The organism is Variovorax sp. P5_A3, from assembly GCF_056400665.1.
The window spans coordinates 119,313-143,450 of the sequence record NZ_JBFUKW010000003.1; the positions used below are offsets into that span (position 1 = coordinate 119,313).

Here is a 24,138-nt window from a genome sequence, read left to right on the forward strand (position 1 = left end):
CATGGATCTCCCCACACCCCATCCTCGCCAGCGCAAGCGCTGGTGGCTCATCGGCGCACTTGCGCTGATCGTCGTGCTCGCCGCCGCGGGCGCCTGGCGCAAATTCGGCACACACGCCACAGGGCCGACTGCCGGACCAGCCGGCGTGCCGGCCACGACGGTTCGCGTAGCGAGCGAGACGGTTCCGATCGCGCGTTCGGGCGTGGGCACGGTCCTCCCCGTGGCGTCGGTCACCGTGCGTCCGCGCGTCGACGGCCAGCTCGACAGCGTCGACTTCAAGGAAGGCCAGGACGTCAAGGCGGGCCAGGTGCTGGTGCGCATCGACCCGCGTACCTTGCAGGCGCAGCTCGAGCAGATCGTCGCTCAGAAGGCCAAGGACGAAGCGCAACTGGCCAATGCGCGCGCCGACCTGCAACGCTACGGTGACCTGATCAAGGAAGACGCCACCACGCAGCAGACGCTGGACACCCAGCGCGCGTTGGTGAACCAGTTGCAAGCCGCGCTCAAGAGCGATGAAGCGCAGATCCACATGGCGCAGGTCCAACTCGGATTCACCACCATCACTGCGCCGATCAGCGGGCGCGTCGGCGCGCGGCTGGTCGATCCGGGCAACATCGTGCACGCCGCGGATGCGAACGGGCTGCTGGTGATCAACCAGATCGACCCGATCGCAGTCCAGTTCACGCTGCCCGAAAGCAGCTTCCAGGCCGTCAACCACGCGCTCAACGGCAGCCGCGAGCCGCTGACGGTGGAGGCGATCGATCGCGATACGCACGAGGTGCTCGCGCCCGGCAAGCTGGTGCTGCTCAACAACCAGATCGACGCGGCCACCGGCACCATCACGCTCAAGGCGCAATTCGCGAACCCCGAGCACCGGCTCTGGCCCGGCCAGTCGGTCGATGCCCGGGTCGTGCTCGGCGAGCGGGCCGATGCGCTCACCGTGCCCTCGGCCGTGGTGCAACGCAACCAGGACGGCTTCTTCGCGTACGTGGTCGGACCCGACGACAAGGTGCGCGTGCAGCCTGTGACGGTGGTTGATACCGTCCGGGGCAAGTCCGTGATCGAGTCCGGCCTGGCGGCCGGCGACCGGGTCGTGCTCGACGGCCAATACCGCATGACGCCCGGCGCGCGCGTCCTCGAAAAGGCCGCCAATGCACCGGTCGCCAGCAACGCGGGAGCCAAGCCGTGAACATCTCAGCGGGATTCATCAAGCGCCCGATCGGCACCTCGCTCCTCGCCGCGGCGCTGCTGCTCATCGGGTTGGTCGCCTGGCCCCTGCTGCCGGTGGCGCCTTTGCCCCAGGTGGACTTCCCGACCATCCAGGTCACGGGCCGCCTCCCCGGTGCGAGCCCGGAAACCATGGCCGCGAACGTGGCACAGCCCCTGGAGCGCCAGTTCTCGCTGATCGCCGGCCTGGCGCAGATGACCTCCAGCAGTTCGCTCGGCCTCACGCAGATCACGTTGCAGTTCGACCTGGACCGCAACATCGACGGCGCCGCGCTCGACGTGCAGACCGCCATCAATGCCGCCGGAGGCCAACTGCCGCAGAACCTGCCGAGTCCGCCGAGCTTCCGAAAGATCAATCCGGCCGATTCGCCGGTGCTGATTCTGGGCGTGCAGTCCAAGGTGCTGCCGCTGGTGCAGGTCAACGACTACGCCGACAACGTGCTCGCGCAGCAGATATCGCGCATCTCGGGCGTCGGGCTGGTCAACATCTTCGGCGTGCAGAAGCCGTCGGTGCGCATCCAGGTCGATCCGGCCAAGCTCCAGGCGGTGGGCATGAGCCTGGAAGACGTGCGCGGCGTGATCGCGGCCACCACCGTGAGCCAGCCGACCGGCACGATCGACGGCGAGCGCCAGGCCTTCAATGTCTACACCAACGACCAGCTGCTCAAGGCCGCGCCATGGAACGACATGGTGCTGGCCTGGCGCAACGGCGCGCCCATCCGCGTGCGCGACATCGGCGTGGCTGTGGACGGCCCTGAAAACAGCAAGGTCGCCGCCTGGGGCTTCGCCGGCAAGGCGGCGCCGGAAGGCAGCGACATCACCGACGGCCGCGCGATCATGCTGGCCATCACCAAGCAGCCGGGCGCCAACGTGATCGAGACGGTGGACCGCATCCAGGCCGCGCTGCCCAAGCTGAAGGCGGCCATTCCGCCGAGCGTGACCGTCAACACGCTGGTCGACCGCACGCAGACCATCCGCGCCTCGGTCAAGGATGTCGAATTCACGCTGCTGCTGTCGATCGCGCTGGTAGTGGCGGTGATCTTCGTGTTCCTGCGCAACGTCACGGTGACGCTGATTCCCAGCGTGACGGTGCCGCTCGCGCTGCTGGGCACTGCCGCGGTGATGTACGTCGTCGGCTACAGCCTGGACAACCTGTCGCTCATGGCGCTGACGATCGCGGTCGGCTTCGTCGTGGACGACGCGATCGTGATGCTCGAGAACATCTATCGCCACATCGAGGACGGCATGAAGCCGATGGAGGCGGCGCTGCAGGGCGCCGGCGAGATCGGCTTCACGATCATCTCGATCTCGGTGTCGCTGGTCGCGGTGTTCATCCCCTTGCTGTTGATGGGCGGCATCGTCGGGCGGCTGTTCCGCGAGTTCGCGGTCACCGTCACGCTGACCATCGCGGTGTCGGTGCTGATCTCACTCACGCTGACGCCGATGCTCTGCGCGCGCTTCCTGAAGCCGCACGTCGCCAGCGAGAAGCACGGTCGCCTCTACATGCTGCTCGAACGAGGCTTCGACGCGATGCTCAACGGCTACAAGCGCGGCCTCGGCGTCGTGCTGCGGCATCCGTTCATCACGCTGATGAGCTTCATCGTCACGGTGGCGGCGACAGGGCTGCTGTTCATCACGATCCCCAAGGGCTTCTTCCCGCAGCAGGACACCGGCTTCCTGTTCGGCTCTGCCGACGCGGCGCAGGATTCGTCATCCCAGGCGATGCGCGAACGCATGCTCAAGGTCGCGGACATCATCCGCGAGGACCCCGACGTCACGAGCTTCGGCATGCAGGCGGGTGCGAGCACCTTCAATTCCGGCAACTTCTTCATCGGCCTGCGGCCCAAGGACGAAGGCCGCACCGCCAATGCCGACGAGGTGATCGCGCGCCTGCGGCCCAAGTTGGCGCCGATCCAGGGCATTGCGCTGTTCATGCAGGCGGGGCAGGACATCAACGTGGGCGGGCGACTCTCGCGCACGCAGTACCAGTACACGCTGACCGACCCGGACCTGAACGAGCTCAACACCTGGGCGCCGAAGCTGCTGGAGCGGCTGCGTCAGCTGCCCGAGCTCACGGACGTGACCACCGACCAGCAGAACTCGGCGCCGACGGCCATGGTCACCATCGACCGGCAGCGCGCATCGAGCTACGGCATCACGCCGGCGATGGTCGACGCGACGATCTACGACGCCGTCGGCCAGCGGCAGGTGGCACAGTACTTCACCCAGCTCAACAGCTACAACGTGGTGCTGGAGGTCACGCCGGAACTGCAGCGCGATCCCTCGCTGTTCGACCGCCTCTACCTGACCTCGCCGATCAACGGCCAGCAGGTCCCGCTGTCGACCTTCGTCAAGCTGGACACCAGCAAGACCGGCTACCTCGCGATCAGCCACCAGGGGCAGTTCCCGGCGGTGACGCTGTCCTTCAACCTCAAGCCGGGCGCCTCGCTCGGCCAGGCGGTAGAGGCGATCAATGCGGCGCAGGCGCAGATGGGCGTGCCCGCCACGCTGAGCGGCAACTTCCAGGGTACGGCCCAGGCCTTCGGGGATTCGCTGCGCACGCAGCCCTACCTGATCGCGGCCGCGCTGATCTCGGTCTACATCGTGCTGGGCCTGCTCTACGAGAGCTACATCCACCCGTTGACCATCCTCTCGACACTGCCGTCGGCCGGCGTCGGCGCATTGCTGATCCTCATGGCCGGGGGGTACGATCTCAGCGTGATTGCGTTGATCGGGATCATCCTGCTGATCGGCATCGTGAAGAAGAACGGCATCATGATGGTCGACTTCGCGCTGCACGCCGAGCGGGACAGGGGCATGTCGCCGCGCGACGCCATCTTCGAAGCCTGCGTGCTGCGCTTCCGCCCGATCATGATGACCACCATGTGCGCGCTGCTGAGCGGCCTGCCGCTGATGCTGGGCCACGGCGCCGGCTCGGAGTTGCGCCGTCCGCTGGGCTATGCGATGGTCGGTGGCCTGATCCTCTCGCAGATGCTGACACTCTTCACCACACCGGTCATCTACCTGTACCTCGACCGCGCCCACCACTGGTATGTGCGCCGCAAGGAGGCGCGCCGGCAGCGCAATGCACCTGACTTGCCGGAAGCACCGGCGGGAGCCATTGCCGAATGAAAGTCCTGATCGTCGAAGACGAGCGCAAGACGGCCGACTACCTGTACCAGGGTCTGACCGAGCAGGGCTGCGCCGTGGACCTCGCCTTCGACGGCATCGACGGACAGCACCTGGCCTTGCACTACGACTTCGACGTGATCGTGCTAGACGCGATGCTTCCGGGGCTGGACGGCTTCTCGGTGCTCAAGTCGCTGCGCAGCGTGAAGAACACGCCGGTCATCATGCTGACCGCGCGCGACGGCGTCGCGGACCGCGTGCGCGGCCTGCAGGACGGCGCCGACGACTACCTGGTCAAGCCCTTTTCCTTTCTCGAACTGCTGGCCCGGCTGCAGGCGCTCACCCGGCGCGGGCGCGCCCATGAGTCGACGTTGCTGCGCGTCGGCGACCTGCGCGTCGACATGCTCGGGCGCAAGGCCATCCGGCAGGACCAGCGCATTGACCTCACTGCGAAGGAATTCGCGCTGCTCGCCGTGCTGGCGCGTCGCCAGGGCGAGATCCTTTCCAAAACAGTGATCGCCGAACTCGTCTGGGACATGAATTTCGACAGCAACACCAACGTGGTCGAAGTCGCCATCAAGCGCCTGCGCGCCAAGATCGATGCACCCTTCGGTCACAACCTGCTGCACACCATCCGTGGCATGGGCTACGTGCTGGAAGACCGCGGCGGTGGAGACCTGGAATGAGGAATTCGATTGCCGTTCGCCTGGCGCTGATGTTCGCCGTCGCGGCGCTGGCGGGCTTCGCGCTGGTGGGCGGCGCGCTGCATCACGTGCTGTCGGGTGAGCTTGCGCGTCACCAGCAGGAACAGATCGACGCGCGGCTCGAAGACATGTCGTACATGCTGCAGCACGGCCGCGCGCCCAACCTCGGCGAGCGTATCCGCGACAAGCTCGAGACCCTGAGCTCCGCCGATGCGCGCACGCGCTCCTGGATGTGGAGCGAAGACCCCGCCTTCCGCTTCGGGGAGGACCTGCCCCTGGTAGAGGCGGCCATCGAGGCCGGAAAGGACAGTGTGGAACTGCAGGTCGGCACGCCGCCCCGACGAATGCGCATGCATGTGCGTGGCGGCATGCTGCCCGCGAGCGAACTGCGGCCTGCCGTGCGGTACATGGCGGGTGTGGACGCCGAGCCGTTCAGCGTCACCTTGCGCACCTTCGAGACGGCGCTGGCACTCCTGACGCTGGCCGGGACGGCGCTGTCCGCCGCGTTGGGCTACTGGATCGCGCGCATCGGGCTCGGCCCGGTCGATCGCCTCTCGGCCGATGCGCAGCGCGTCGGCCCCGACAACCGTGCCCAGCGGCTGCAACTTCCTGCGCTCCCCAGGGAATTGGCCGACCTCGGAACTTCGTTCAATGCCGCGCTCGACCGGCTCGATGCGGCCTACCGGCAACTCGCGACCTTCAGCGACGACGTGGCCCACGAGTTGCGCACGCCGCTCGCGAACCTCATCGGCCAGACCCAAGTGGCGCTCGCGCGCGATCGCAACGCCGCCGAGCTGCGCGAGGTGCTGCAGTCCAACCTGGAGGAACTGGAGCGGCTGCGCGCCATCGTGGCCGACATGCTCTTCCTGGCGCGGGCCGAGCAAGGCGTCCGCGCGCGCGGGCTGGTGGCGTCCTCGATCGCGCAGGAGGTCGGCAAGACGGTGGAATTCCTCGACCTGCTGCTCGACGAGGCCGGCATGACGGTGGAAGTGGAGGGCGATGCCGTCGCGCCGATCGAGACCTCGTTGTTCCGCCGTGCGCTGACCAACCTGCTGCAGAACGCGATCCAGCATTCGCGGCCCGGCGCGCGCGTGGTCGTTCAGATCGGGCAGGGCGAGCGTTCGGCGGAAGTGAGTTTTTCCAATCCCAGTGCGCCGATCGAGCCCGAGCAACTGCCGCGCCTGTTCGACCGCTTCTATCGCGTCGACATCTCACGCCGAAACAGCGGCGAGAACCATGGGCTCGGCCTGTCGATCGTCAAGGCCGTGGCTGTGATGCACAACGGTACGGTGTTCGCGCGTTCGAGGGACGGCATCACGACAGTAGGCTTCAGCGTCGCTCTTTCTCCCTCTCCCTCTGGGAGAGGGTTGGGGTGAGGGCACTCGGACGGCTGATCGAGCGCAGCGCCTCTATCGGAAGCCCGGTGCCCTCACCCCCGCCCTCTCCCAGAGGGAGAGGGAGTCATGCGGCTCTCGTCGGGTTCATCCATGCTGTCTCGGCCGCGCGGCCAGGCAGGTGGAGCGCCGCAGTGGCAGCAGGCGTTTCCGCCAGCAGCTTCCCCTTTCGATAGACCTTCAGCCGCGTCGCGCGCAAGCGGATCGCCTCCACCGCATCGCGCGCCTGCAGCAAGACGAAGCTCGCATCGCAGCCAGCTTCGAGCCCGTAGCCATCCAGGTGAAACACCTTCGCCGCGTTCGTCGTGACGGCGTCGAAGCACTGGCGGATACCGCGCTGGCTGGTCATCTGCGCCACGTGCAATCCCATGTGCGCGACCTCCAGCATGTCGCCCGACCCCATGCCGTACCACGGGTCCATCACGCAGTCATGCCCGAAGGCGACGTTCACGCCGGCCGCCATGAGCTCGGGCACGCGCGTCATGCCTCGGCGCTTCGGGTACGTGTCGTGCCGCCCTTGCAGCGTGATGTTGATCAGCGGATTCGCGATCACGCTGACACGGCTTTCGGCAATCAGCGGCAGCAGCTTGCTCACGTAGTAGTTGTCCATCGAATGCATCGAGGTGCAGTGCGAGCCTGTCACGCGCCCATGCAGGCCCAGGCGTTGCGTCTCGAAGGCCAGCGTCTCGATGTGGCGCGAAAGCGGGTCGTCCGACTCGTCGCAGTGCATGTCGACCAGCTTTCCGCGCTCGGCCGCGATCTCGCACAGCAGCTTCACGCTGGCGGCTCCGTCGGCCATCGTGCGTTCGAAGTGCGGAATGCCGCCGACCACGTCGACGCCCTTGTCGAGCGCGCGCTTGAGGTTCTCGACGCCGCCGGGCGAGCGCAGCACGCCGTCCTGCGGAAAGGCGACGAGCTGCAGATCGAGGTAGGGCGCGACCCGACGCTTGACTTCCAGCAGCGCGTCGACCGCGAGAAGGCTCGGGTCGCTGGTGTCCACATGGGTGCGAATCGCGAGCAGCCCCTTGGCGACCGCCCAGTCGCAATACGCCAGCGCGCGGTCGATGAGCGCATCGGCCGTCAACAGCGGCTTGAGTTCGCCCCACAGCGCGATGCCTTCGAGCAACGTGCCGCTTTCGTTGATGCGCGGCAGGCCGTAGCTGAGTGTCGCGTCCATGTGGAAGTGCGGATCGATGAAGTGCGGCGAGACCAGCAGGCCTTGCGCGTCGAGCTTCTCCCTGGCCGACGCATCGAGGCCGGCCGTTACTTCGGCGATTCGACCGTCTTGCACGGCGATCGACATGTTCGCGCGGCCGTCGGGGAGGGTGGCGTTTTGAACGAGGAGGTCGAGCATCAGCGTTCTCCTTTTCTATAGGGTTTCATCAGCGCCTGCGGATAGCTCGCCTTGCGGGCCACCAGCACCAGCGCCAGGATCGACAGCAGGTAGGGCAGCATCAGGTAGATCTGGTAGGGCAGCACCGCGTCGCCCGATTGTTGCAAGCGCAGCTGCAGGGCGTCGAAGAAAGCGAACAGCAACGCGCCCAACAGCGCCTTGCCAGGCCGCCATGATGCAAAGACCACCAGCGCCACGCAGATCCATCCGCGTCCGTTGATCATGTTGAAGAAGAAGGCGTTGAACGCCGACAGCGTCAGGAACGACCCCGCCACGCCCATCAATGCCGAGCCCGCGACGATCGCACCCGTGCGCGTGGCCGCGACCGAGACGCCCTGGCCTTCGGCCGCCTGCGGGTTCTCGCCGACCATGCGCACGGCCAGCCCCACCGGCGTGCGGTTGAGAAGGTAGGCCACCACCGGCACCATCAGTAGCGCCAGCAGCGTGAGCGGCGTCTGCGCATCGAGCACGGGAACATGCAGCCACTCCATCGGTGCGAACGGCGTGACGGTAGGCGGGGTGTTCACCTTCGGAAAGCTCACGCGATAGCCGTAGTAGCTCAAGGCCGTCGCGAGCAGCGTGATGCCGAGCCCCGACACGTGTTGCGACAGCGCCAGCCCCACCGTCAGGAATGCATGCAGCAGTCCGAAGACCGCGCCCGTGAGCGCCGCGACGCCGACGCCGACCCACAGCGGCGCGCCCGCATACACCGCCAGCCAGCCCGCGAAGGCGCCCGCGACCATGATCCCCTCGATGCCCAGGTTCAACACGCCCGCGCGCTCGCACAGCAACACACCGAGCGTGCCGAAGATCAACGGCGTGGCGATGCGCAGGACCGCCACCCAGAACGACGCATTGGAAAGAATGTCGGCCACGTCGCTCATTTCAGCCGCACCCGGTATTGCGTGAGCAAGGTTGCCACGAGCACGGCGATCAGGGATGCCGCGACGATCACGTCCGCGATGTACGTCGGCACGCCGATCGCACGGCTCATGGTGTCGGCGCCGACCAGCACGCCCGCCACGAAGACGCCGGCCGCCAGCACGCCGAGCGGATGCAGCCCGGCCAGCATCGCGATCACGATGCCGCTGTAGCCGTAGCCCGGCGACATGTCCAGCGTGACATAGCTGGTGCGGCCGGCCACCTCGATGGCACCCGCCAGGCCGGCAAGCGCCCCCGAGAGCAGCGCGACCAGCACGACAGTGCGCGTAACCGGCACGCCCGCAAACGCAGCGGCGCGCGCATTGGCGCCCACCGCGCGGATGTCGAAGCCGATCACCGTGTACTTGAACAGCGCCCAGACAATCACCGACAGCGAGATGGCCCACAGCAGCCCGGTGTGCACACGCGTCTGCGCGATCAGCTTGCCGAGTTCGAGCTCCGACTGCAGCGACACGCTCTGCGGCCACCCCATGGCAGTCGGGTCCTTCATCGGCCCGTCGAGCATGGCCGAGACGCCCAGCAGCACGATGAAGTTGATCAACAGCGTGGTCACCACCTCGTCGACGCCGAGCTTGTTCTTCATCAGCGCGGGGCCGAGCAGCAGCAGGGCGCCTGCGGTCGCCGCGGCCAGCATCATCAGCGGATACAGCAGCCAGAGTGGCCACTCGAAGCCGGTGCCGCCATGCATGCCGCCCACGGCGACTGCGGCGAGCGCACCCGCGTAGAGCTGGCCTTCGGCACCGATGTTGAAGAGCCGGGCCTTGAAGGCGACCGTGGCGGAGAGCCCTGTCAGGATCAGCGGAATGGCGCGGGTGAGAGTCTCGCTCCATGCGAACACCGAACCGAAGCCGCCCTGCAAAAGAAGCGCATACGTACGTCCCACCGGCGCACCGGCCCAGAGCACGAGCAGCGCGCTCACCAGCAGCGTGAACGCGACCGCACCGACAGGCGCGAGCACCAGGGCGGCGCGGGATGTCTCGTGGCGACGCTCCAGCCTCATGCCTTCGAACCCGCCATGGCCAGGCCGATGGCTTCGCGCGTCCATGCCGCTGCCGGGCGCGGCTCGCCCAACTGGCCGCCGTGCATGACCGCGACCCGGTCGCCCAGAGTCAACACCTCGTCGAGGTCGTCCGATATCAGCAGCACGGCCGCACCTGCATCGCGCGCGGCGATGAGCTGTTGCTGCACGTAGGCGACTGCGCCGACGTCCAGCCCCCAGGTCGGCTGGTGCGCAACGATCAGCCGGGCGATGCGATGCTTCGCCGGCGACGACGCCGGCGCGAGCAATGCCCGCCCGAGAATCAGCTTCTGCATGTTGCCGCCGGAGAGCGATCGCGCAGGCGATTCGAGGCCAGCCCCGCGCACGTCGTAGGCCTTCTCCACGCTGCGCGCATGCGCCTTGGCGACGCCGCGCCGGACCCAGAGCCAGCGCGAGAACGCCCGGCTGCGCAACCGTTCCGAGACGGCGTTCTCCCAGACTGGCAGATCGCCGACTACGCCCACCGCATGCCGGTCCTCGGGAATACGCGCGACCCCGCGCTGCACCAGCCGGGCGGGCGATGCGGGCAGGTCGCGCCCCATCAGCTTCACCGTGCCGGCGACCGCGCGCCGCGTGCCGCTCAACAGTTCGGCCAGCGCCACCTGGCCGTTGCCGGAAACCCCCGCGATGGCCATGATCTCGCCGCCCCTGAGCGTGAGCGTCACGTCCTCCAGCCGGTCATGTCCGCTGCCTGTGGTCCGCACATGGTCCAGCACGCAGACCGCATCGCCGATGCGTTGGGCGGGACGGCGCACCGTGCCCTCGATCGCGTGCCCGACCATCCACAGCGCCAACTGCGCCTGCGTCGTATCGCTGGTACTTGCCTCGGCCACCAGCTTGCCGCCGCGCAGCACCGCGACGCGATGCGACACGCGCAGCACTTCGGCCAGCTTGTGGCTGATGAAAATGATCGACAGGCCCTGCGCCACCATTTGCCCCAGGGTGTGGAACAGCGCCTCGCTCTCCTGCGGCGTGAGCACAGCCGTGGGTTCGTCGAGGATCAGGATTCGGGCGTTGCGGTACAGCGCCTTCAGGATCTCCACGCGCTGGCGCTCGCCCACCGACAGGTCGCCGACCAGCGCATCCGGCTGCACGGGCAGGCCGAAGCGCTGAGCCACCTCCAGCAGCCGCGCGCGTGCCACGCCGCGGCGCGAGAAGGGCTGCCACAGCGGCTCGGTGCCCATCAGCACGTTGTCCAGCACGCTGAGGTTGTCGGCCAGCGTGAAGTGCTGGTGCACCATGCCGATGCCCGCGGCCAGTGCCGCCTTCGGGTTGCCCGGCGCGAGCGGCTGGCCGAACACGTCGATGCTGCCTTCATCGGCCACGTAGTGCCCGAACAGAATCGACATCAGGGTCGACTTGCCCGCGCCGTTCTCGCCGAGCAGCGCCAGCACCTCGCCTGCCTGCAGGTCGAGCGAGATCCCGTCGTTGGCCACCAGCGCGCCGAAGCGCTTGGTGATGCCACGCAGGGCAAGGACTTGGGCCAAGAGGAACTACTTCCAGCTGGAAAGGAACGCGAGCAGCACCTTGGCCGAGTTGTCGGCCGCGATGCCCATGAAGGTGCCCATCTCGTTCTCGCCCTCGCCACCGCCCGCGAGGTCGCTGAGCGAACGGAAGGCGATGTACGGCACGCCATTGCTGTACGCGACCATGCCGACCGCCGCCGTTTCCATGTCGAGCACATTGGCCTGGAAAGTCCTGAAGGTGTATTCGCGGAAAGCCTTGTTGTCCATGAAGGCCTGGCCGGAGACGCCGTTGCCGCCGACGACGAGCCGGGGCTTGCGGCTCAGGCACTTGCCGGCGTTGCAGTCGGCCAGGTCCACGGTGCGGATGCTGCGTGCGACCGCCAGCATCTTCGGATCCACTTCGAACCAGAACTTCTTCGCGATGGCCGGATGCGCCGCCGAACGCGCTTCCACCGGGCGAGGAAACATCATGCCGAAGGCCGGCATCGTGGCGTCGTCCATCCAGGACGGCGCACTGAAGCGGCCCGGCGCGGTCTCGCGCGCCATGAGCATTTCGAGGTACTGGCCCCACTGCACAGGAACCGTCACGTCGCCGATATGCAGCGCCGGATTGACCCCGCCCGCGATGCCGCTGAACACCACATGCGTCACCTTGAAACGGTCGAGCGCAAGCTGCGTGTTCATCGTCGCATTGGTCATGCTGATGCCCGACAGGAACAGCACCACCGGCTTGCCCTCGAGCGTGCCGGTGGTGAACTCGACGCCGTTCACGCTGTGCTTGCGAGGATCCTGCAGCCGTGCCAACAACAGCGTGAGCTCAGGCTGGAAAGCCGAGATCACCGCCATCCGTGGTGTTTCGTCGAGCCGCGACGAGCGGCCGTCGGGCACGCTGGCGCAACCCGCCAGAGCCACGCCCAGCGCGAACAACCAGACACGAAGCGCGCGCAGCCTGGGGGTCAGCGTCACTTCGACGACTTTGGTTGGCTGTCGTCCACCTTCACCGTGAATTTGCCGGAGAGGATGTCGGCCTGCTTCGCCTTCACCTTCGCGACGATGTCGGCGGGCACCTTCTTCTCGAAGGTGCCGAGCGGCGCCAGCTCCGAGCCCTTGTACTTCATCATCGAGTAGGGGCCGTAGTCCTCGGCGGTGAACTTGCCTTCCTTGACCAGCTTGATCGCGCGGTCGGCCGAGGGCTCGAAGTTCCAGAGCGCGGATGCGACCACCGTGTCCGGGTACTTGTCCTGCGTGTCGATCACGTTGCCGATCGCGAGCTTGCCCTTTTCCTTGGCCGCATCGCTCACGCCGAAGCGCTCGGCATACATGACGTCCGCGCCCTTGTCGATCATCGCGAAGGCCGCTTCCTTGGCCTTGGGCGGATCGAACCAGCTGTTGATGAAGCTCACGCTGAACTCCACCTTCGGATTCACTTCCTTCGCACCGGCCATGAAGGCGTTCATCAGCCGATTCACCTCGGGGATCGGGAAGCCGCCGACCATGCCGATCTTGTTCGTCTTGGTCATGCCGCCAGCGACCATGCCCGACAGGTAGGCCGGCTCCTGGATGTAGTTGTCGAACACCGAGAAGTTCGGCGCCTGGGGCTTGAGCGACGAGCCCATCAGGAAGGCCGTCTTCGGAAAGTCCTTCGCCACCTTGCGGGCAGCCGCTTCAACGCCGAACACCTCGCCCAGGATGAGCTGGTTGCCCGCCGTCGCGTACTCGCGCATCACGCGTTCATAGTCGGCATTCGCGACGTTCTCCGTCGCCGTGTATTCGATCTCGCCACGCGCTTCCGCCGCCTTCAATGCCTTGTGGATGCGACCCACCCATTGCTGCTCGAAGGGCACGGTGTACACCGCCGCCACCTTGAGCTTCGCCTGCGCGAACGCGAGGCCCGGCGCCCCCGCCGCGAGCGCAGCGGCAATGGCGACCGAACGAACGATGATCTGACGACGTGCTGTCACAGTGCTTCTCCTCGAGTTAAAAAATCCAGCTTCTTATTCGTGAAACACCGCGGAACCGGCTTCGCCGGGCCGCCGGTGTTGCCCCCGGCCGGGGGTAGGCGTCTACACGCAGTGAGTAAGCCTGGGGGCGAGCTTCATTTCGTTCCGAAGATGCGGTCGCCGGCGTCGCCGAGGCCCGGCAGGATGTAGCCGTGGCTGTTCAACTCACGGTCGATCGCGGCGGTGTAGATCGGCACATCGGGATGCGCATCCTGCATCGTCTTCACGCCTTCAGGGCAGGTCAGCAGGCAGACGAACTTGATCGACTTCGGATTGAGCTCCTTCAGCCGCTCGACCGCCGCCACGGCCGAATTGCCGGTGGCCAGCATCGGGTCGACCACGATCGCGTCGCGCTCTTCCATGCCGCCGGGCATCTTGAAGTAGTACTCGACGGCGGTAAGCGTCTTCGGGTCGCGGTAGAGGCCGATGTGCCCGACGCGCGCACCGGGAATCACGCTCAGCATCCCGTCCAGGATGCCGGTGCCCGCACGCAGGATCGACACCAGCACGACCTTCTTGCCGTCGATGACCTTGGCGTTCATCGCCTCGAGCGGGGTCTCGATCTCGATGTCCTGCATCGCCATGTCGCGGGTGACCTCGTAGGCCATCAGCATGCTGATTTCGTTGAGAAGCCGCCGGAAGCTGTTGGTGCTGGCCTCCTTTCGGCGCATCAGCGTGAGCTTGTGCTGGACGAGGGGGTGGTCGACGAGGTGGACGTTGCTCATGAGTGGTCGAGAAGCGGCTGGGCGTTCTTGTCGTTGTGAAAAAGGTGATGAAGTCTAGAAGACGGTGCCGTCGCTTTCGATGCGCAAGGGTGGCGCACCCTCACGCAAGCGCTGTGCCATGACGCGGCCGGCGGCCCAGGTGCCGCCTTCGAGCACGCGCGCCAGGGGCAGGTCATCCTCGCTGCGGCCCAGCACCTTGCGCACGCGCGGTGCCAGTTCGTCGAGCAGGGCGACGGTCAGTGCGCGCCATTCGACGATGAACTCGTCGCTCACCTTCCAGTCACGTTGGAGGAAGGCCGGGTCCTTGGGCACGATCATGCCGCTGTCGATGAGCAGGCCGCCGTTGCGGTATTCGGGCAGGGCGGTCAGCGCTTCGAGATGGCGGACCTTGACGCCGGCCCATTCGAAGGGTTCGAGCATCGAATAGGTGAGCCATTGCGAGAGCTTGTGGAACGGCATCCAGCCATTGGTCAGCCCGGGGCCGCGCACCGCGCTGTGGCGCCAGCAGTCGCCCAGCGCATGCGCTGGGTCGCCGGTGCCGATGGTGTCGCTGCCGTCCGCGGCGATGCTGTCGATCGAATTCGAAGCCGGCCAGATGCCGGAGAGCGCGTCGAGCAGCAGCGAGAGGATCTCGTGCGCCGTGATCTCGGCGGTCGGTGGCGCGGCGGGCCCGTAGGGTCCCACGAGCGCATCGAACATCCCGCCGGGCCGGCCATCGTCGCCGAACACTTCGGGCTGCTCGCTCATCGCTTCGCCGAGGCGGCGCAGCAGGGTCGCACGGCCCGCCAGTCCGACCAGCGGGTTCACCGCATTGATCTGGAAGGCATCGCCGAGCCGGTCGGTCACGAGGGCGCGCAGTCCGGCCGAGTCGGCCTGCAGCGGCTGTGCGGGATTCGAGGAGAACAGGCCGCTCGTGAAAGCGTGGAAGCTCGCGACGCCGAGCCCTTCGGAGCGCGTGAAGCGCTGGCCCGTGGCCGCCTCGACATAGTGCCAGTCCGGGCCGGCACCGGCATCGAGCAGCACGCTCACGAGCACGAGGTCGATGTGCGCGCGGGCACGCTGGCTGGCATCGGCGTTGCCCAGCAGGTCGTCCAGCATCTTGAGCCGGTTCACGCCACCTGCCTCGAAATGGCGCCAGCGGCTGTGGTACGGAATGGGACTCCACGGGTAGCGGTCGCGCGTCACTTCGGCGACGGTGCGCGCGGTGTCTTCCATCGCATTGTCCGCGCCGATCGTGAACCACTGCGATTCGCCGGCGCGTGCGCGTGCAAGCAGTGCTGCTGCACGGCTTCGCACCGCCTGCGTCGTGCGCAGGTACGCAGCCGCGCCCGTGGGGTGCTCGGTGTCCGGCAAGAATTCGGCCGCCGGGTCGACATGCCCTTCCGCGTCGGCGCTGCGCACGGCAGGATTGTGGGTGGGTCGTTCCGGATCCAACCCGTAGTTTTCCTTTGTCATTGGTCCAACTTCCGGCCCTTGGCCTTCTTGAGTTCCTCGGCGTCCGGCACCACGCCGGGCGTGAAGTAGCCGGCGGCCATCTTGGCGTCCATCTCGACGCGGGCGTCGGCCGGGATCAGTTCGTCGGGGATGTTCACGCGCGTCCCGATCTCGATGCCCGAGCCGGTGATGGCGTCGAACTTCATGTTGCTCATCGACACCAGGCGGTGGATCTTGCGGATGCCGAGCCAGTGGAACACGTCAGGCATCAGCTCCTGGAAGCGCATGTCCTGCACGCCGGCCACGCACTCGGTGCGCGCGAAGTACTGGTCGGCCGTGTCGCCGCCCACCTGGCGCTTGCGCGCGTTGTAGACGAGGAACTTGGTCACCTCGCCGAGCGCGCGGCCTTCCTTGCGCGAATAGGCGATGAGCCCGACGCCGCCGCGCTGCGCACCCTGGATGCACTCTTCGATGGCGTGCGTGAGGTAGGGCCGGCAGGTGCAGATGTCGGAGCCGAACACATCGGAGCCGTTGCACTCGTCGTGGATGCGCGCAGTCAGCTCGACCTCCGGATTGGCGAGGTCGCGCGGGTTGCCGAAGATGTAGAGGGTCTGGCCGCCGATCGGCGGGAGGAACACTTCCAGGTCGGAGCGCGTCACGAGTTCCGGGTACATGCCGCCGGTTTCCTCGAAGAGCACGCGGCGCAGGTCGGTCTCGGAGCAGCCGAAGCGCTTGGCGACCGCGGGCAAGAACCACACCGGTTCGATCGCCGCCTTGGTGACCATGGCCGCGCCGCCAGCCGTGAGGAACTTGCCGTCGGCCTTCAGCCGGCCTTTCTGCAGGGCCTCGATGACCTCCGGCAGGATCACGTGCGCCTTGGTGATCGCGATGGTCGGGCGGATGTCGTAGCCGGCCGCGAGCTCCGTGGCGAAAGCGTCGGCCACGACGGCGCCCCAGGGATCGAGCGAGACGATCCTGCCCGGCTCGCTCCATTGCGGGTAGGGGCCGATGGCATCGGTCGGCGCCGTGTTGGTGAGGTCGGCCTTGTGGTGCGGCGACAGCGCGCCCGAGGCCACGGCCAGCGCGCGGTAGACGCTGTACGAGCCGCTGTGCGTGCCGATCACGTTGCGATGCGCACGCTTGGTCGTGGTGCCGACCACCGGCCCGCGCTCGGCCGCAGTGGCCGCGCCCCACTGGATCGGCAGCGCGCCGAAGCCGCCGGCGTGCGAGGTCAGGCGGATGTGGCTGCGTTGGGGGGCTGAGCCGGGATACACCGGCGAGATCGAGACAGACTCGGGCGGCGCGACGTCAGGGGAGGGCTCGGGAGACGTGGGGGAAAGCGATGGGGAAGATGGAGTCGGAACGGTGTCAACAGACATTGCAGGCCCTCAAAAACCGCAATGTACCGAGGGCTCCCGCAACTGGCAAGTTGGGGTGTACGCCATTCGCCGTAGCGCCCGAAGGGGGCGTGTGGGGCGCTATGCGATGCGCAGCAGACGGTCGAGCGACAGGGTGCCGCCGCCCCGTCCCACCAGGTAGAGCAGCAGCGCCGCCCATGAAAGATGCGTGGGCCACGCATCGGGGTAGACGAAGACCTGGATCACGAGCGTCATGCCCAGCAGCGCGAGGGCCGACAGCCGGGTGCAGAGGCCCAGCACGAGCAGGACCGGAAACAGGTGCTCCGCGTAGGCCGCCAGGTGGGCCGCGATCTCGGGCGGGACGAAAGGCAGCTTGTATTCGGTGCGAAAGAGTTCATAGGCGCCTTCGGTCAGCGTGAGGAAGCCTTCGACCTTGGTGCGGCCGGACATGAAGAAGATCGCCGCGATGCCGAAGCGGCTCGCGAGCGCCAGGAGGTCGTGCGGCACGAGGCGCGTGAGGCCGGCGGCCAGGCGGTTCCAGCGTGCACGCACGCCATGGCTTTCGGGCTTGTCGGCGGACAGGGGGATCGCGGGGCTGGTGCTCATGATGGGCTTTCAGGGGGTGGGTTGAAAGGAGCGGGCGCAGAAGGCGCCGGCGCGCAACAATCGTTCGAGCAGTCCGGAAAGATCGACGTCGGGCGCCACGACGAGTGCGCGTTCCGCCGCTTCCGCCAGTGGCAGGCCTGCTGCACAGGCGTCGAGGAACGCGCAATCCGCTTCGCCGACCTGACGCCAGGCCACGGCGTCGGCGGGTCTTGTGATCAATGCGCCTTCGCCATGCCAGGCGAGTTCCGCGGCGTCGTCAGTGACAGACGGCGCGCGATTGCGCCGCCAGATGCTGAATATCGGCCGGTCGGCGAACCAGGCCCAGCGCGCGGCAGGATGCGGCACGAGGACGAGCCGGGCCAGCCGGTCGGGTTCGCACCGGGCGAGCCGGGCCGCATCGAGCAATTCCGCGTCGACTGCGACATGCGCTTCGCACCACAACGCATCGAGGCGCGCGACGCCGGGCAAGTAGTCGAGTGCGGCGGCCGGTTCGAAATGGGCGAGGAAGTCGGCGAATCCGTGGCCGTAGTGCATCAGTCGTCCGTCGCGCGGCGGCTCGGCCGCCACGTGCACGGCCGCCGCGGCGCGGAACCATGCACTGCCGACCAGCCTCGCCACGGCAGGGAAATTGGATTCGAGCGCGTCGATGCAGCCCCTCATCACAGTGTTCCGATAGACGGCGAACGCGGGCTGCGCCGCCAGACGCCGGATCGCCGGGTCCGTGCCGTCCTCTGATGCAAACAGAGCCTCCGCAAAGCCCGCCTGGAACCGAGCGAGTGCTGAAGTCATGGCAGGGCCTCGACCGGCGCCGAAATGCGGCGCAATTCTTCGTCGGCTTGCGTGCGCTCGGCCATCAGTTCGCTGAACGCGGGCACGTTGCCGTCGCGCTCGATCAACGTGGGGCGTGCGCCAGCACGCTCGATGAAGCGGCGGTAGAGATGCCAGACCTCGGGCGCCACCGGCTCATCGTGCGAGTCGATCAGCAGCGCGTCGCCCAGCGTCGGATCGGGCGTGTGGCCGGCAAGGTGAATCTCCGTCACCAGCCCGGCCGGAAAACGGTCGAGCCAGTCGCCGGCCGAATAGCCCAGGTTGCGCGCCGACACGTGCACGTTGTTGATGTCGAGCAGGAGCGTGCAGCCGGTGCGCCGCGCGAGCTCGGAGAGGAATTCGATCTCGTCCCACGCGTGGCTGTCGAAGCACAGGTAGTGGGAGGGGTTCTCGATCGCGATGGGCCTGTCGAGCGCCGTCTGCGTGCGCTCGATGTTCGCCGCGATCCGATACAAGGCCTCGGTGGTGCGAGGGAAAGGAAGGAGATCGGGAAAGTGCTGGCCGTTCCAAGCCGACCAGGCAAGGTGCTCGGAGACCAGCGCGGGCTGCAGGCGCCGTGCAAGCGCGCCCAGACGCTGGAGATGCGCCGCATCGGGCTCGTCATCGCCCGCGAGCGACAGCGAGACACCGTGCAGCGAGATCGGATGGCGCGCACGGATCGTCTCCAGCCATCCCAGGCGCGGACCGCCCGCCACCATGTAGTTCTCGGGATGTACCTCGAACCACAGGCCGTCGGGCGGCGCCGACGCGGCGGCGTCGAAGTGCTGTGGCTTGAGCCCGAGCCCTGTGCCGAGATGCGTGGTCATGGTGGCGATCGGTCCGTGCGCATCAGGACTTCATCGGCGCCAGCGAGCCCATGCCCTTCGGCGTCTTGATCGTCGTGCAGGTGCCGACCGGCACGTTCTTCCACGAGTTGCCCTGGTAGTCGACCTTCGACGTGCCGGCGCAGGTGGTGCCGGGGCCGGCGGCGCAGTCGTTCTTGCCGGCCATCGAGACGCCATAGCACTTCTCGACCTTGGCCATCGCGTCGGCCATCGGTTTGTCTTGCGCCAGGGCGGAACCGGCTGCGAGGGCGCCCAGTGCAAGGGCGGTGATGGCGAGAGGACGAGTGATCATGGAGATGCTCCTGGGGTTGAGTGAGGGTTTCAACCGCGCCGCTCGGCGCAGTCGTTCTAACTTCGCGGCCTGCTCGCGCCGAGTTACAGGTCACGGCACAATCCGCCGGATTTCTTTTTTTGGCTGTGCCTGTAACCGGCCGACTCGAAAGCACGAATGACCAGTGGGAGCCCGTTGGCGAAGAGCGATGCGGAGCGCGTACTGCACGATCTCTTCGTGCGTGGGCTCGACGGCGACGCCGCGGCCTATCGGGCGTTCCTGCAGAAGCTCAGCACGCACCTTCGCGCGTTCCTGGCCAGGCGCCTGTTCGGCTGGCCCGATGAAGTGGAAGACCTCGTTCAGGAATGCCTTCTCGCCATGCACAACCAGCGCCACACCTACCAGAGCGACCAGCCGCTGACGGCCTGGGTGCATGCGATCGCGCGCTACAAGATGATCGACCTGCTGCGCGCCAAGGCCGGCCGCGAGGCGCTGCATGAACCGCTGGATGACGACCTCGCCGTCTTCGCCGATTCCGCCACCGAGGCGAGCGATGCGCGCCGCGACATCGCTGGCCTGCTCGACACCCTGCCGGACCGGCACCGCCTGCCGATCGTTCACGTAAAGCTCGAAGGCCTCTCGGTCGCCGAGACGGCGAAGCTGACCGGCATGTCGGAGTCGGCGGTCAAGGTGGGCATCCACCGCGGCCTGAAGGCGCTGGCATTGAAAATCAAGGAGTCCATGTGAAGACCGACGACCTTGTCGCGATGCTCGCCACCGGCGCCGCGCCGGTGCGTCGGCGTGCGGCCTCGCGCAGGCTGTCCGCCGCGCTGCTGGTCGGCGTGCCGCTTTCCTTCGCTTGGATGCTGTACGCATACGGCATGCGCCGCGACCTGATCGAGGCCATGTTCTGGCCGATGTTCTGGGTGCGTATCGTGCTGCCGATCTGCGTGGCCATCGCGGGCTTCGTGATCCTGCAGCGGCTGGCGCGGCCCGGTGCGCGCGTCCGCAAGGCCTGGCTCGGGCTGGCCGCGCCCTTGGTCGTCATCTGGGTGCTGGCGGCCGTGATCCTGATGTCATCGCCGGCCGAAGAGCGCCCGACCCTGATCTGGGGGCAGACGTGGCGTACCTGCGCGATGAACATTGCGACGATTTCCCTGCCGGTGTTCGTGGGCGCGCTGATTGCGTTGAAGGGGCTTGCGCCGACGCGGCCGGCGCTCGCCGGCGCTGCTGCAGGCGCCATGGCAGGTGGGGCGGGCGCTGCCGTCTACGCGCTGCATTGCCCGGAACTGGCGGCACCTTTCCTGGCGATCTGGTACGTCGCGGGCATCCTTGTGCCGGTGGTCATCGGCGCCCTGATCGGGCCCCGCATCCTTCGCTGGTAGGCCCGCGGCTTCCCGGGTTCAGTCCGGCAAGGGCAGGGCGCTGGTGCACTTGAACTCGTCCAGGCAGACGCTGGAGCGCACCCCGTCGACGCCCGGCAGGCGCATCAGCTTGTCGATCAGGAACTGCGACAGGCCCTTCAGGTCGCGCGCGATGACCTTGATCACGAAGTCGTAGTCGCCGGTGATCGAGTAGCACTCCAGGACTTCCGGCAGGTCGGTCACCACGTCGGTGAACTTCGACATGTCGCGGATGTGGCCCTTTTCCATGGCGACGAGGATGAACGCCACGACGTGCAGGTCGAGCCGGGCGGCGTCCAGGCGCGTCTCGTAGCGCGCGATGAATCCCGCTTCCTCCAAGCGCCTGTGGCGGCGATGGCATTGCGCGGGCGACAGGCCGGCGGCAGCGGCCACTTCCAGGTTGGATGCGCGCCCGTGCTCCTGCAGGAAGGCGAGGATCTTGCGGTCGATGCGGTCGAAATCGGGCTCTTGCAAGTTCGTCTCCTTTTTGGGTGAATGGGCGAAATTATCTTTCGCTTCCGAGGGTTCGCCCCAACGCCCGATGAAAACAGATTCTCCGTGCAAAAAATCACACTTACTCCCCTGGAACGCGGCCCACGACCCGCGGACTTGCGGAGACGCCCGACCGGGAGTCCTCCGAAATTGAACCTTGCCGACTATTTCTCATCAGGACTCCAAAGTGCAATATTCTTTCTTGCGTTCTTCCTTGACCCTGCTTGCCGTCGCGCTCGCCGGCGCTGCCGCCCCCAGCCACGCCACCGACAAGACCGTGTCGGTCGCCGTCACCTCGATCGTCGAGCACAAGGCCCTTGACGCCGTACGCGACGGCGTCAAGGACGAATTGAAGTCGGCCGGCTTCGAGCCCGGCAAGAACCTGAAGTACGAATACCAGAGCGCCCAAGGCAACAACGGCACGGCGGCGCAGATCGCCCGCAAGTACGTCGGTGAACGGCCGGACGTGATCGTCGCGATCGCCACGCCATCGGCCCAGGCCGTGGTGGCCGCGAGCAAGGACATCCCGGTGGTCTACAGCGCGGTCACCGACCCGGTCGCCGCCAAGCTGGTCAAGGGCTGGGACGCCTCGGGCACCAACGTCACCGGCGTGTCCGATCTCTCGCCGCTGGACAAGCACCTCGAACTGATCAGGAAGGTCGTTCCCAATGCCAAGCGCGTCGGCGTGATCTACAGCCCGGGCGAAGCCAATTCGGTGTCGATCATCGAGGCGCTGAAGAAGGCCATGCCGGCCGCCGGCATGACGCTGGTGGAGGGCGCCGCGGCACGCACCGTCGACGTGGCCAGTGCGGCGCAGAGCCTGGTCGGCAAGGTCGACGTGATCTACGCACCGACGGACAACAACGTGATGTCGGCGTTCGAGGGCATCGTCAAGGTGGCGCAGCAGGCCAAGATTCCCGTGGTCGCGGCGGACACCGACGCGGTCAAGCGCGGCGCCGTTGCGGCGCTGGGCCTCAACTACTACGACATCGGCCACCAGACCGGCAAGATCGTCGTGCGCATTCTGCAGGGGCAGGCGCCGGGAACGATCGCTTCGCAGACCAGCAGCACCTTCGAACTGCACGTGAATCCGGGTGCCGCGCAGAAGCAGGGCGTGACGCTGTCGGATGAGTTGGTGAAGTCCGCCCAAGTCGTGGTGAAGTGAGCGGGCGTCGCCACATGTCGCTCATTGCTTCCCTCGGCGCCATCGAGATCGGCCTGATCTTCGGACTGGTCGCGCTGGGTGTCTTCCTGTCGTTCCGCATCATCAACTTCCCCGACCTCACGGTCGATGGAAGCTTCCCGCTCGGCGGGGCGGTTGCCGCGGCGCTGATCGTGGCGGGCTGGAATCCGTTCGCCGCGACAGCGGCGGCGATCCTGGCCGGCGCGCTCGCCGGCTACCTCACCGCATGGCTGAACGTGCGGCTGCGCATCATGCAGTTGCTCGCCAGCATCCTGGTGATGATCGCGCTCTATTCGGTGAACCTGCGCGTGATGGGCAAGCCCAACATCGCGCTCATCGACGAGCCGACCGTCTTCAGCATGGTCGCGTTCGGCGGCATGCCCGACTATGTGCTCAAGCCGCTGGTGCTGCTCGTGATCGTGGTCGCGGCCAAGGTCCTGCTCGATCTCTTCTTCGCGTCGGAAGCAGGCCTGGCGATGCGCGCAACGGGTGGCAATGCACGCATGGCGCGTGCGCAGGGCATCTCGACCGACCGGCAGACGGTGTGGGGCCTGGCGCTTTCCAACGCGTTGGTCGCACTGGCCGGTGCATTGTTCGTGCAGAGCCAGGGCGGCGCGGACATTTCGATGGGCATCGGCACGATCGTCGTCGGCCTCGCGGCTGTGATCATCGGCGAGACCATCCTGCCGGCGCGCAGCCTGGTCATCACCACGCTGGCCTGTGTCCTCGGGGCGGTGCTCTACCGCTTCTTCATCGCGCTCGCGCTGAACAGCGATTTCATCGGCCTGAAGGCGCAGGACCTGAACCTGGTGACCGCCGTGCTGGTCGCGTTCGCACTGCTCGTTCCCGGCTACAAGCGCAAGCTGGCCGGGCTCATGCCGGGTGCTCGCCGGAATGCTGCTGTCACTGTCAAGGAGGCCAGGTAATGTTGCACGCCAAAGGCTTGGAGATCACGTTCAATCCCGGCACGCCGATCGAGAACCGGGTGCTGCGAGGCCTGGACCTGAAGATTCCCACGGGGCAGTTCGTCACCGTCATCGGCTCGAACGGCGCCGGCAAGTCGACCTTCCTGAATGCCGTCAGCGGCGATCTGATGGTCGATCGCGGCACGATTCGCATCGACGACGAGGACGTCACCCGCCGCCCGGCGTGGGAGCGGTCGAACCTCGTCGCCCGCGTCTTCCAGGACCCGATGGCCGGCACTTGCGAGGCACTGACGATCGAGGAAAACATGGCGCTGGCCTGGAAGCGCGGGGCGCGCCGCACCTTTGGCTTCTCGCTGACGCGCAGCCTGCGCGAACTCTTCCGCGAAAAGCTCGGCATCCTCAACCTCGGGCTGGAGAACCGGCTGGCCGACCGCATGGGCCTGCTCTCCGGCGGGCAGCGGCAGGCCGTGAGCCTGCTGATGGCGTCGCTGCAGCCGTCGCGCATCCTGCTGCTCGACGAGCACACGGCGGCGCTCGATCCGAAGACGGCCGCCTTCGTGCTCGAACTCACCGCGCGCATCGTGGAGGCCGGCAAGCTCACGGCCATGATGGTCACGCACAGCATGCGGCAGGCGCTCGACTACGGCACACGTACGGTGATGCTGCATGAAGGCCGAGTGATCCTGGACGTCAAAGGCGCCGACCGCGCAGGCATGGATGTCCCCGACCTGTTGCACATGTTCGAAAAGAGCCGTGGCGAAAAGCTCGATGACGACAAATTGCTGCTGGCCTGA

General features: G+C 67.0%; 23 protein-coding genes. 9 read left to right on the forward strand and 14 right to left on the reverse strand.

From position 1 onward, the window contains the following. Position 1: 1 nt before the first annotated feature. Genes AC1D3B_RS05935 through AC1D3B_RS05950 form a run of 4 tightly spaced genes read left to right on the forward strand, consistent with a single transcriptional unit; the run spans position 2 to position 6,436 of the window. Positions 2–1,189 carry an efflux RND transporter periplasmic adaptor subunit gene (locus AC1D3B_RS05935; protein ID WP_478189736.1) on the forward strand — a complete coding sequence of 396 codons (1,188 nt, stop codon included), beginning with the start codon at positions 2–4 and terminating at the stop codon, positions 1,187–1,189. Beyond that, the gene (locus tag AC1D3B_RS05940; RefSeq protein ID WP_478189737.1) at positions 1,186–4,359 is read left to right on the forward strand and encodes an efflux RND transporter permease subunit; all 3,174 of its coding nucleotides are present in this window, start codon (positions 1,186–1,188) and stop codon (positions 4,357–4,359) included. Before AC1D3B_RS05935 ends, AC1D3B_RS05940 begins: the two co-directional genes overlap by 4 nt. Then, a complete protein-coding gene (locus AC1D3B_RS05945; protein ID WP_478189738.1) occupies positions 4,356–5,042 on the forward strand; it encodes a heavy metal response regulator transcription factor in 687 nt (228 codons plus the stop codon). Before AC1D3B_RS05940 ends, AC1D3B_RS05945 begins: the two co-directional genes overlap by 4 nt. After that, on the forward strand, positions 5,039–6,436 hold the full coding sequence (locus AC1D3B_RS05950) for a heavy metal sensor histidine kinase (RefSeq protein ID WP_478189739.1): 1,398 nt from the start codon (positions 5,039–5,041) through the stop codon (positions 6,434–6,436). Before AC1D3B_RS05945 ends, AC1D3B_RS05950 begins: the two co-directional genes overlap by 4 nt. An 85-nt stretch (positions 6,437–6,521) precedes the next feature. Here AC1D3B_RS05950 and AC1D3B_RS05955 read toward each other — a convergent pair whose 3' ends face one another. The 13 genes from AC1D3B_RS05955 to AC1D3B_RS06015 all read right to left on the reverse strand — a co-directional run bounded on the left by AC1D3B_RS05955 (position 6,522) and on the right by AC1D3B_RS06015 (position 19,361). Beyond that, positions 6,522–7,808 (reverse strand): amidohydrolase family protein, encoded by a 1,287-nt coding sequence (locus AC1D3B_RS05955; RefSeq protein ID WP_478189740.1) that lies wholly within the window; start codon positions 7,806–7,808, stop codon positions 6,522–6,524. Then, the gene (locus tag AC1D3B_RS05960) at positions 7,808–8,731 is read right to left on the reverse strand and encodes an ABC transporter permease (RefSeq protein ID WP_478189741.1); all 924 of its coding nucleotides are present in this window, start codon (positions 8,729–8,731) and stop codon (positions 7,808–7,810) included. Before AC1D3B_RS05960 ends, AC1D3B_RS05955 begins: the two co-directional genes overlap by 1 nt. Further along, complete coding sequence (locus AC1D3B_RS05965) at positions 8,728–9,789, reverse strand: ABC transporter permease (protein ID WP_478189742.1); 1,062 nt, start codon at positions 9,787–9,789, stop codon at positions 8,728–8,730. The genes AC1D3B_RS05960 and AC1D3B_RS05965 overlap by 4 nt, the downstream gene beginning before the upstream one ends. Then, on the reverse strand, positions 9,786–11,315 hold the full coding sequence (locus AC1D3B_RS05970; protein ID WP_478189743.1) for an ABC transporter ATP-binding protein: 1,530 nt from the start codon (positions 11,313–11,315) through the stop codon (positions 9,786–9,788). The genes AC1D3B_RS05965 and AC1D3B_RS05970 overlap by 4 nt, the downstream gene beginning before the upstream one ends. 6 nt (positions 11,316–11,321) lie before the next feature. Beyond that, a complete protein-coding gene (locus AC1D3B_RS05975; protein WP_478190005.1) occupies positions 11,322–12,254 on the reverse strand; it encodes a 5'-methylthioadenosine/S-adenosylhomocysteine nucleosidase in 933 nt (310 codons plus the stop codon). A gap of 2 nt (positions 12,255–12,256) precedes the next feature. Continuing rightward, positions 12,257–13,255, reverse strand: a complete 999-nt coding sequence (locus tag AC1D3B_RS05980) for a BMP family protein (protein WP_478189744.1) — start codon at positions 13,253–13,255, stop codon at positions 12,257–12,259. A gap of 134 nt (positions 13,256–13,389) precedes the next feature. Then, positions 13,390–14,019, reverse strand: a complete 630-nt coding sequence (gene upp, locus AC1D3B_RS05985; protein ID WP_478189745.1) for a uracil phosphoribosyltransferase — start codon at positions 14,017–14,019, stop codon at positions 13,390–13,392. A 54-nt stretch (positions 14,020–14,073) separates the two neighbouring features. Continuing rightward, complete coding sequence (locus AC1D3B_RS05990; RefSeq protein ID WP_478189746.1) at positions 14,074–15,474, reverse strand: URC4/urg3 family protein; 1,401 nt, start codon at positions 15,472–15,474, stop codon at positions 14,074–14,076. Further along, positions 15,471–16,832, reverse strand: coding sequence for a GTP cyclohydrolase II (locus AC1D3B_RS05995; RefSeq protein ID WP_478189747.1), 1,362 nt, complete (start codon positions 16,830–16,832; stop codon positions 15,471–15,473). Before AC1D3B_RS05995 ends, AC1D3B_RS05990 begins: the two co-directional genes overlap by 4 nt. Before the next feature lie 99 nt (positions 16,833–16,931). Further along, on the reverse strand, positions 16,932–17,417 hold the full coding sequence (locus tag AC1D3B_RS06000; RefSeq protein WP_478189748.1) for a DoxX family protein: 486 nt from the start codon (positions 17,415–17,417) through the stop codon (positions 16,932–16,934). A gap of 9 nt (positions 17,418–17,426) precedes the next feature. Next, positions 17,427–18,206, reverse strand: a complete 780-nt coding sequence (locus AC1D3B_RS06005; protein ID WP_478189749.1) for an HvfC/BufC family peptide modification chaperone — start codon at positions 18,204–18,206, stop codon at positions 17,427–17,429. Continuing rightward, positions 18,203–19,051, reverse strand: coding sequence for an MNIO family bufferin maturase (gene bufB / locus AC1D3B_RS06010; protein ID WP_478189750.1), 849 nt, complete (start codon positions 19,049–19,051; stop codon positions 18,203–18,205). The genes AC1D3B_RS06005 and bufB overlap by 4 nt, the downstream gene beginning before the upstream one ends. A 22-nt stretch (positions 19,052–19,073) precedes the next feature. Then, positions 19,074–19,361, reverse strand: a complete 288-nt coding sequence (locus tag AC1D3B_RS06015) for a BufA1 family periplasmic bufferin-type metallophore (RefSeq protein WP_478189751.1) — start codon at positions 19,359–19,361, stop codon at positions 19,074–19,076. A 156-nt stretch (positions 19,362–19,517) separates the two neighbouring features. On the opposite strand from AC1D3B_RS06015, the gene AC1D3B_RS06020 reads away from it, so the two are divergent. Then, positions 19,518–20,087 (forward strand): sigma-70 family RNA polymerase sigma factor, encoded by a 570-nt coding sequence (locus AC1D3B_RS06020; protein WP_478189752.1) that lies wholly within the window; start codon positions 19,518–19,520, stop codon positions 20,085–20,087. Next, positions 20,084–20,725: an NrsF family protein gene (locus AC1D3B_RS06025; RefSeq protein ID WP_478189753.1), complete on the forward strand. Its 642-nt coding sequence runs from the start codon at positions 20,084–20,086 to the stop codon at positions 20,723–20,725. Before AC1D3B_RS06020 ends, AC1D3B_RS06025 begins: the two co-directional genes overlap by 4 nt. Positions 20,726–20,743: 18 nt before the next feature. On the opposite strand, the gene AC1D3B_RS06030 is transcribed toward AC1D3B_RS06025, so the two are convergent. Continuing rightward, positions 20,744–21,217 (reverse strand): Lrp/AsnC family transcriptional regulator, encoded by a 474-nt coding sequence (locus AC1D3B_RS06030; RefSeq protein ID WP_478189754.1) that lies wholly within the window; start codon positions 21,215–21,217, stop codon positions 20,744–20,746. A gap of 205 nt (positions 21,218–21,422) precedes the next feature. On the opposite strand from AC1D3B_RS06030, the gene AC1D3B_RS06035 reads away from it, so the two are divergent. The 3 genes from AC1D3B_RS06035 to AC1D3B_RS06045 are packed head-to-tail and all read left to right on the forward strand — an operon-like array spanning position 21,423 to position 24,138. After that, entirely contained in the window at positions 21,423–22,400 is a 978-nt protein-coding gene (locus AC1D3B_RS06035; protein ID WP_478189755.1) for an ABC transporter substrate-binding protein, read from the forward strand. Between the two features lie 14 nt (positions 22,401–22,414). Next, entirely contained in the window at positions 22,415–23,344 is a 930-nt protein-coding gene (locus AC1D3B_RS06040) for an ABC transporter permease (RefSeq protein ID WP_478189756.1), read from the forward strand. Beyond that, complete coding sequence (locus AC1D3B_RS06045; RefSeq protein WP_478189757.1) at positions 23,344–24,138, forward strand: ABC transporter ATP-binding protein; 795 nt, start codon at positions 23,344–23,346, stop codon at positions 24,136–24,138. Before AC1D3B_RS06040 ends, AC1D3B_RS06045 begins: the two co-directional genes overlap by 1 nt.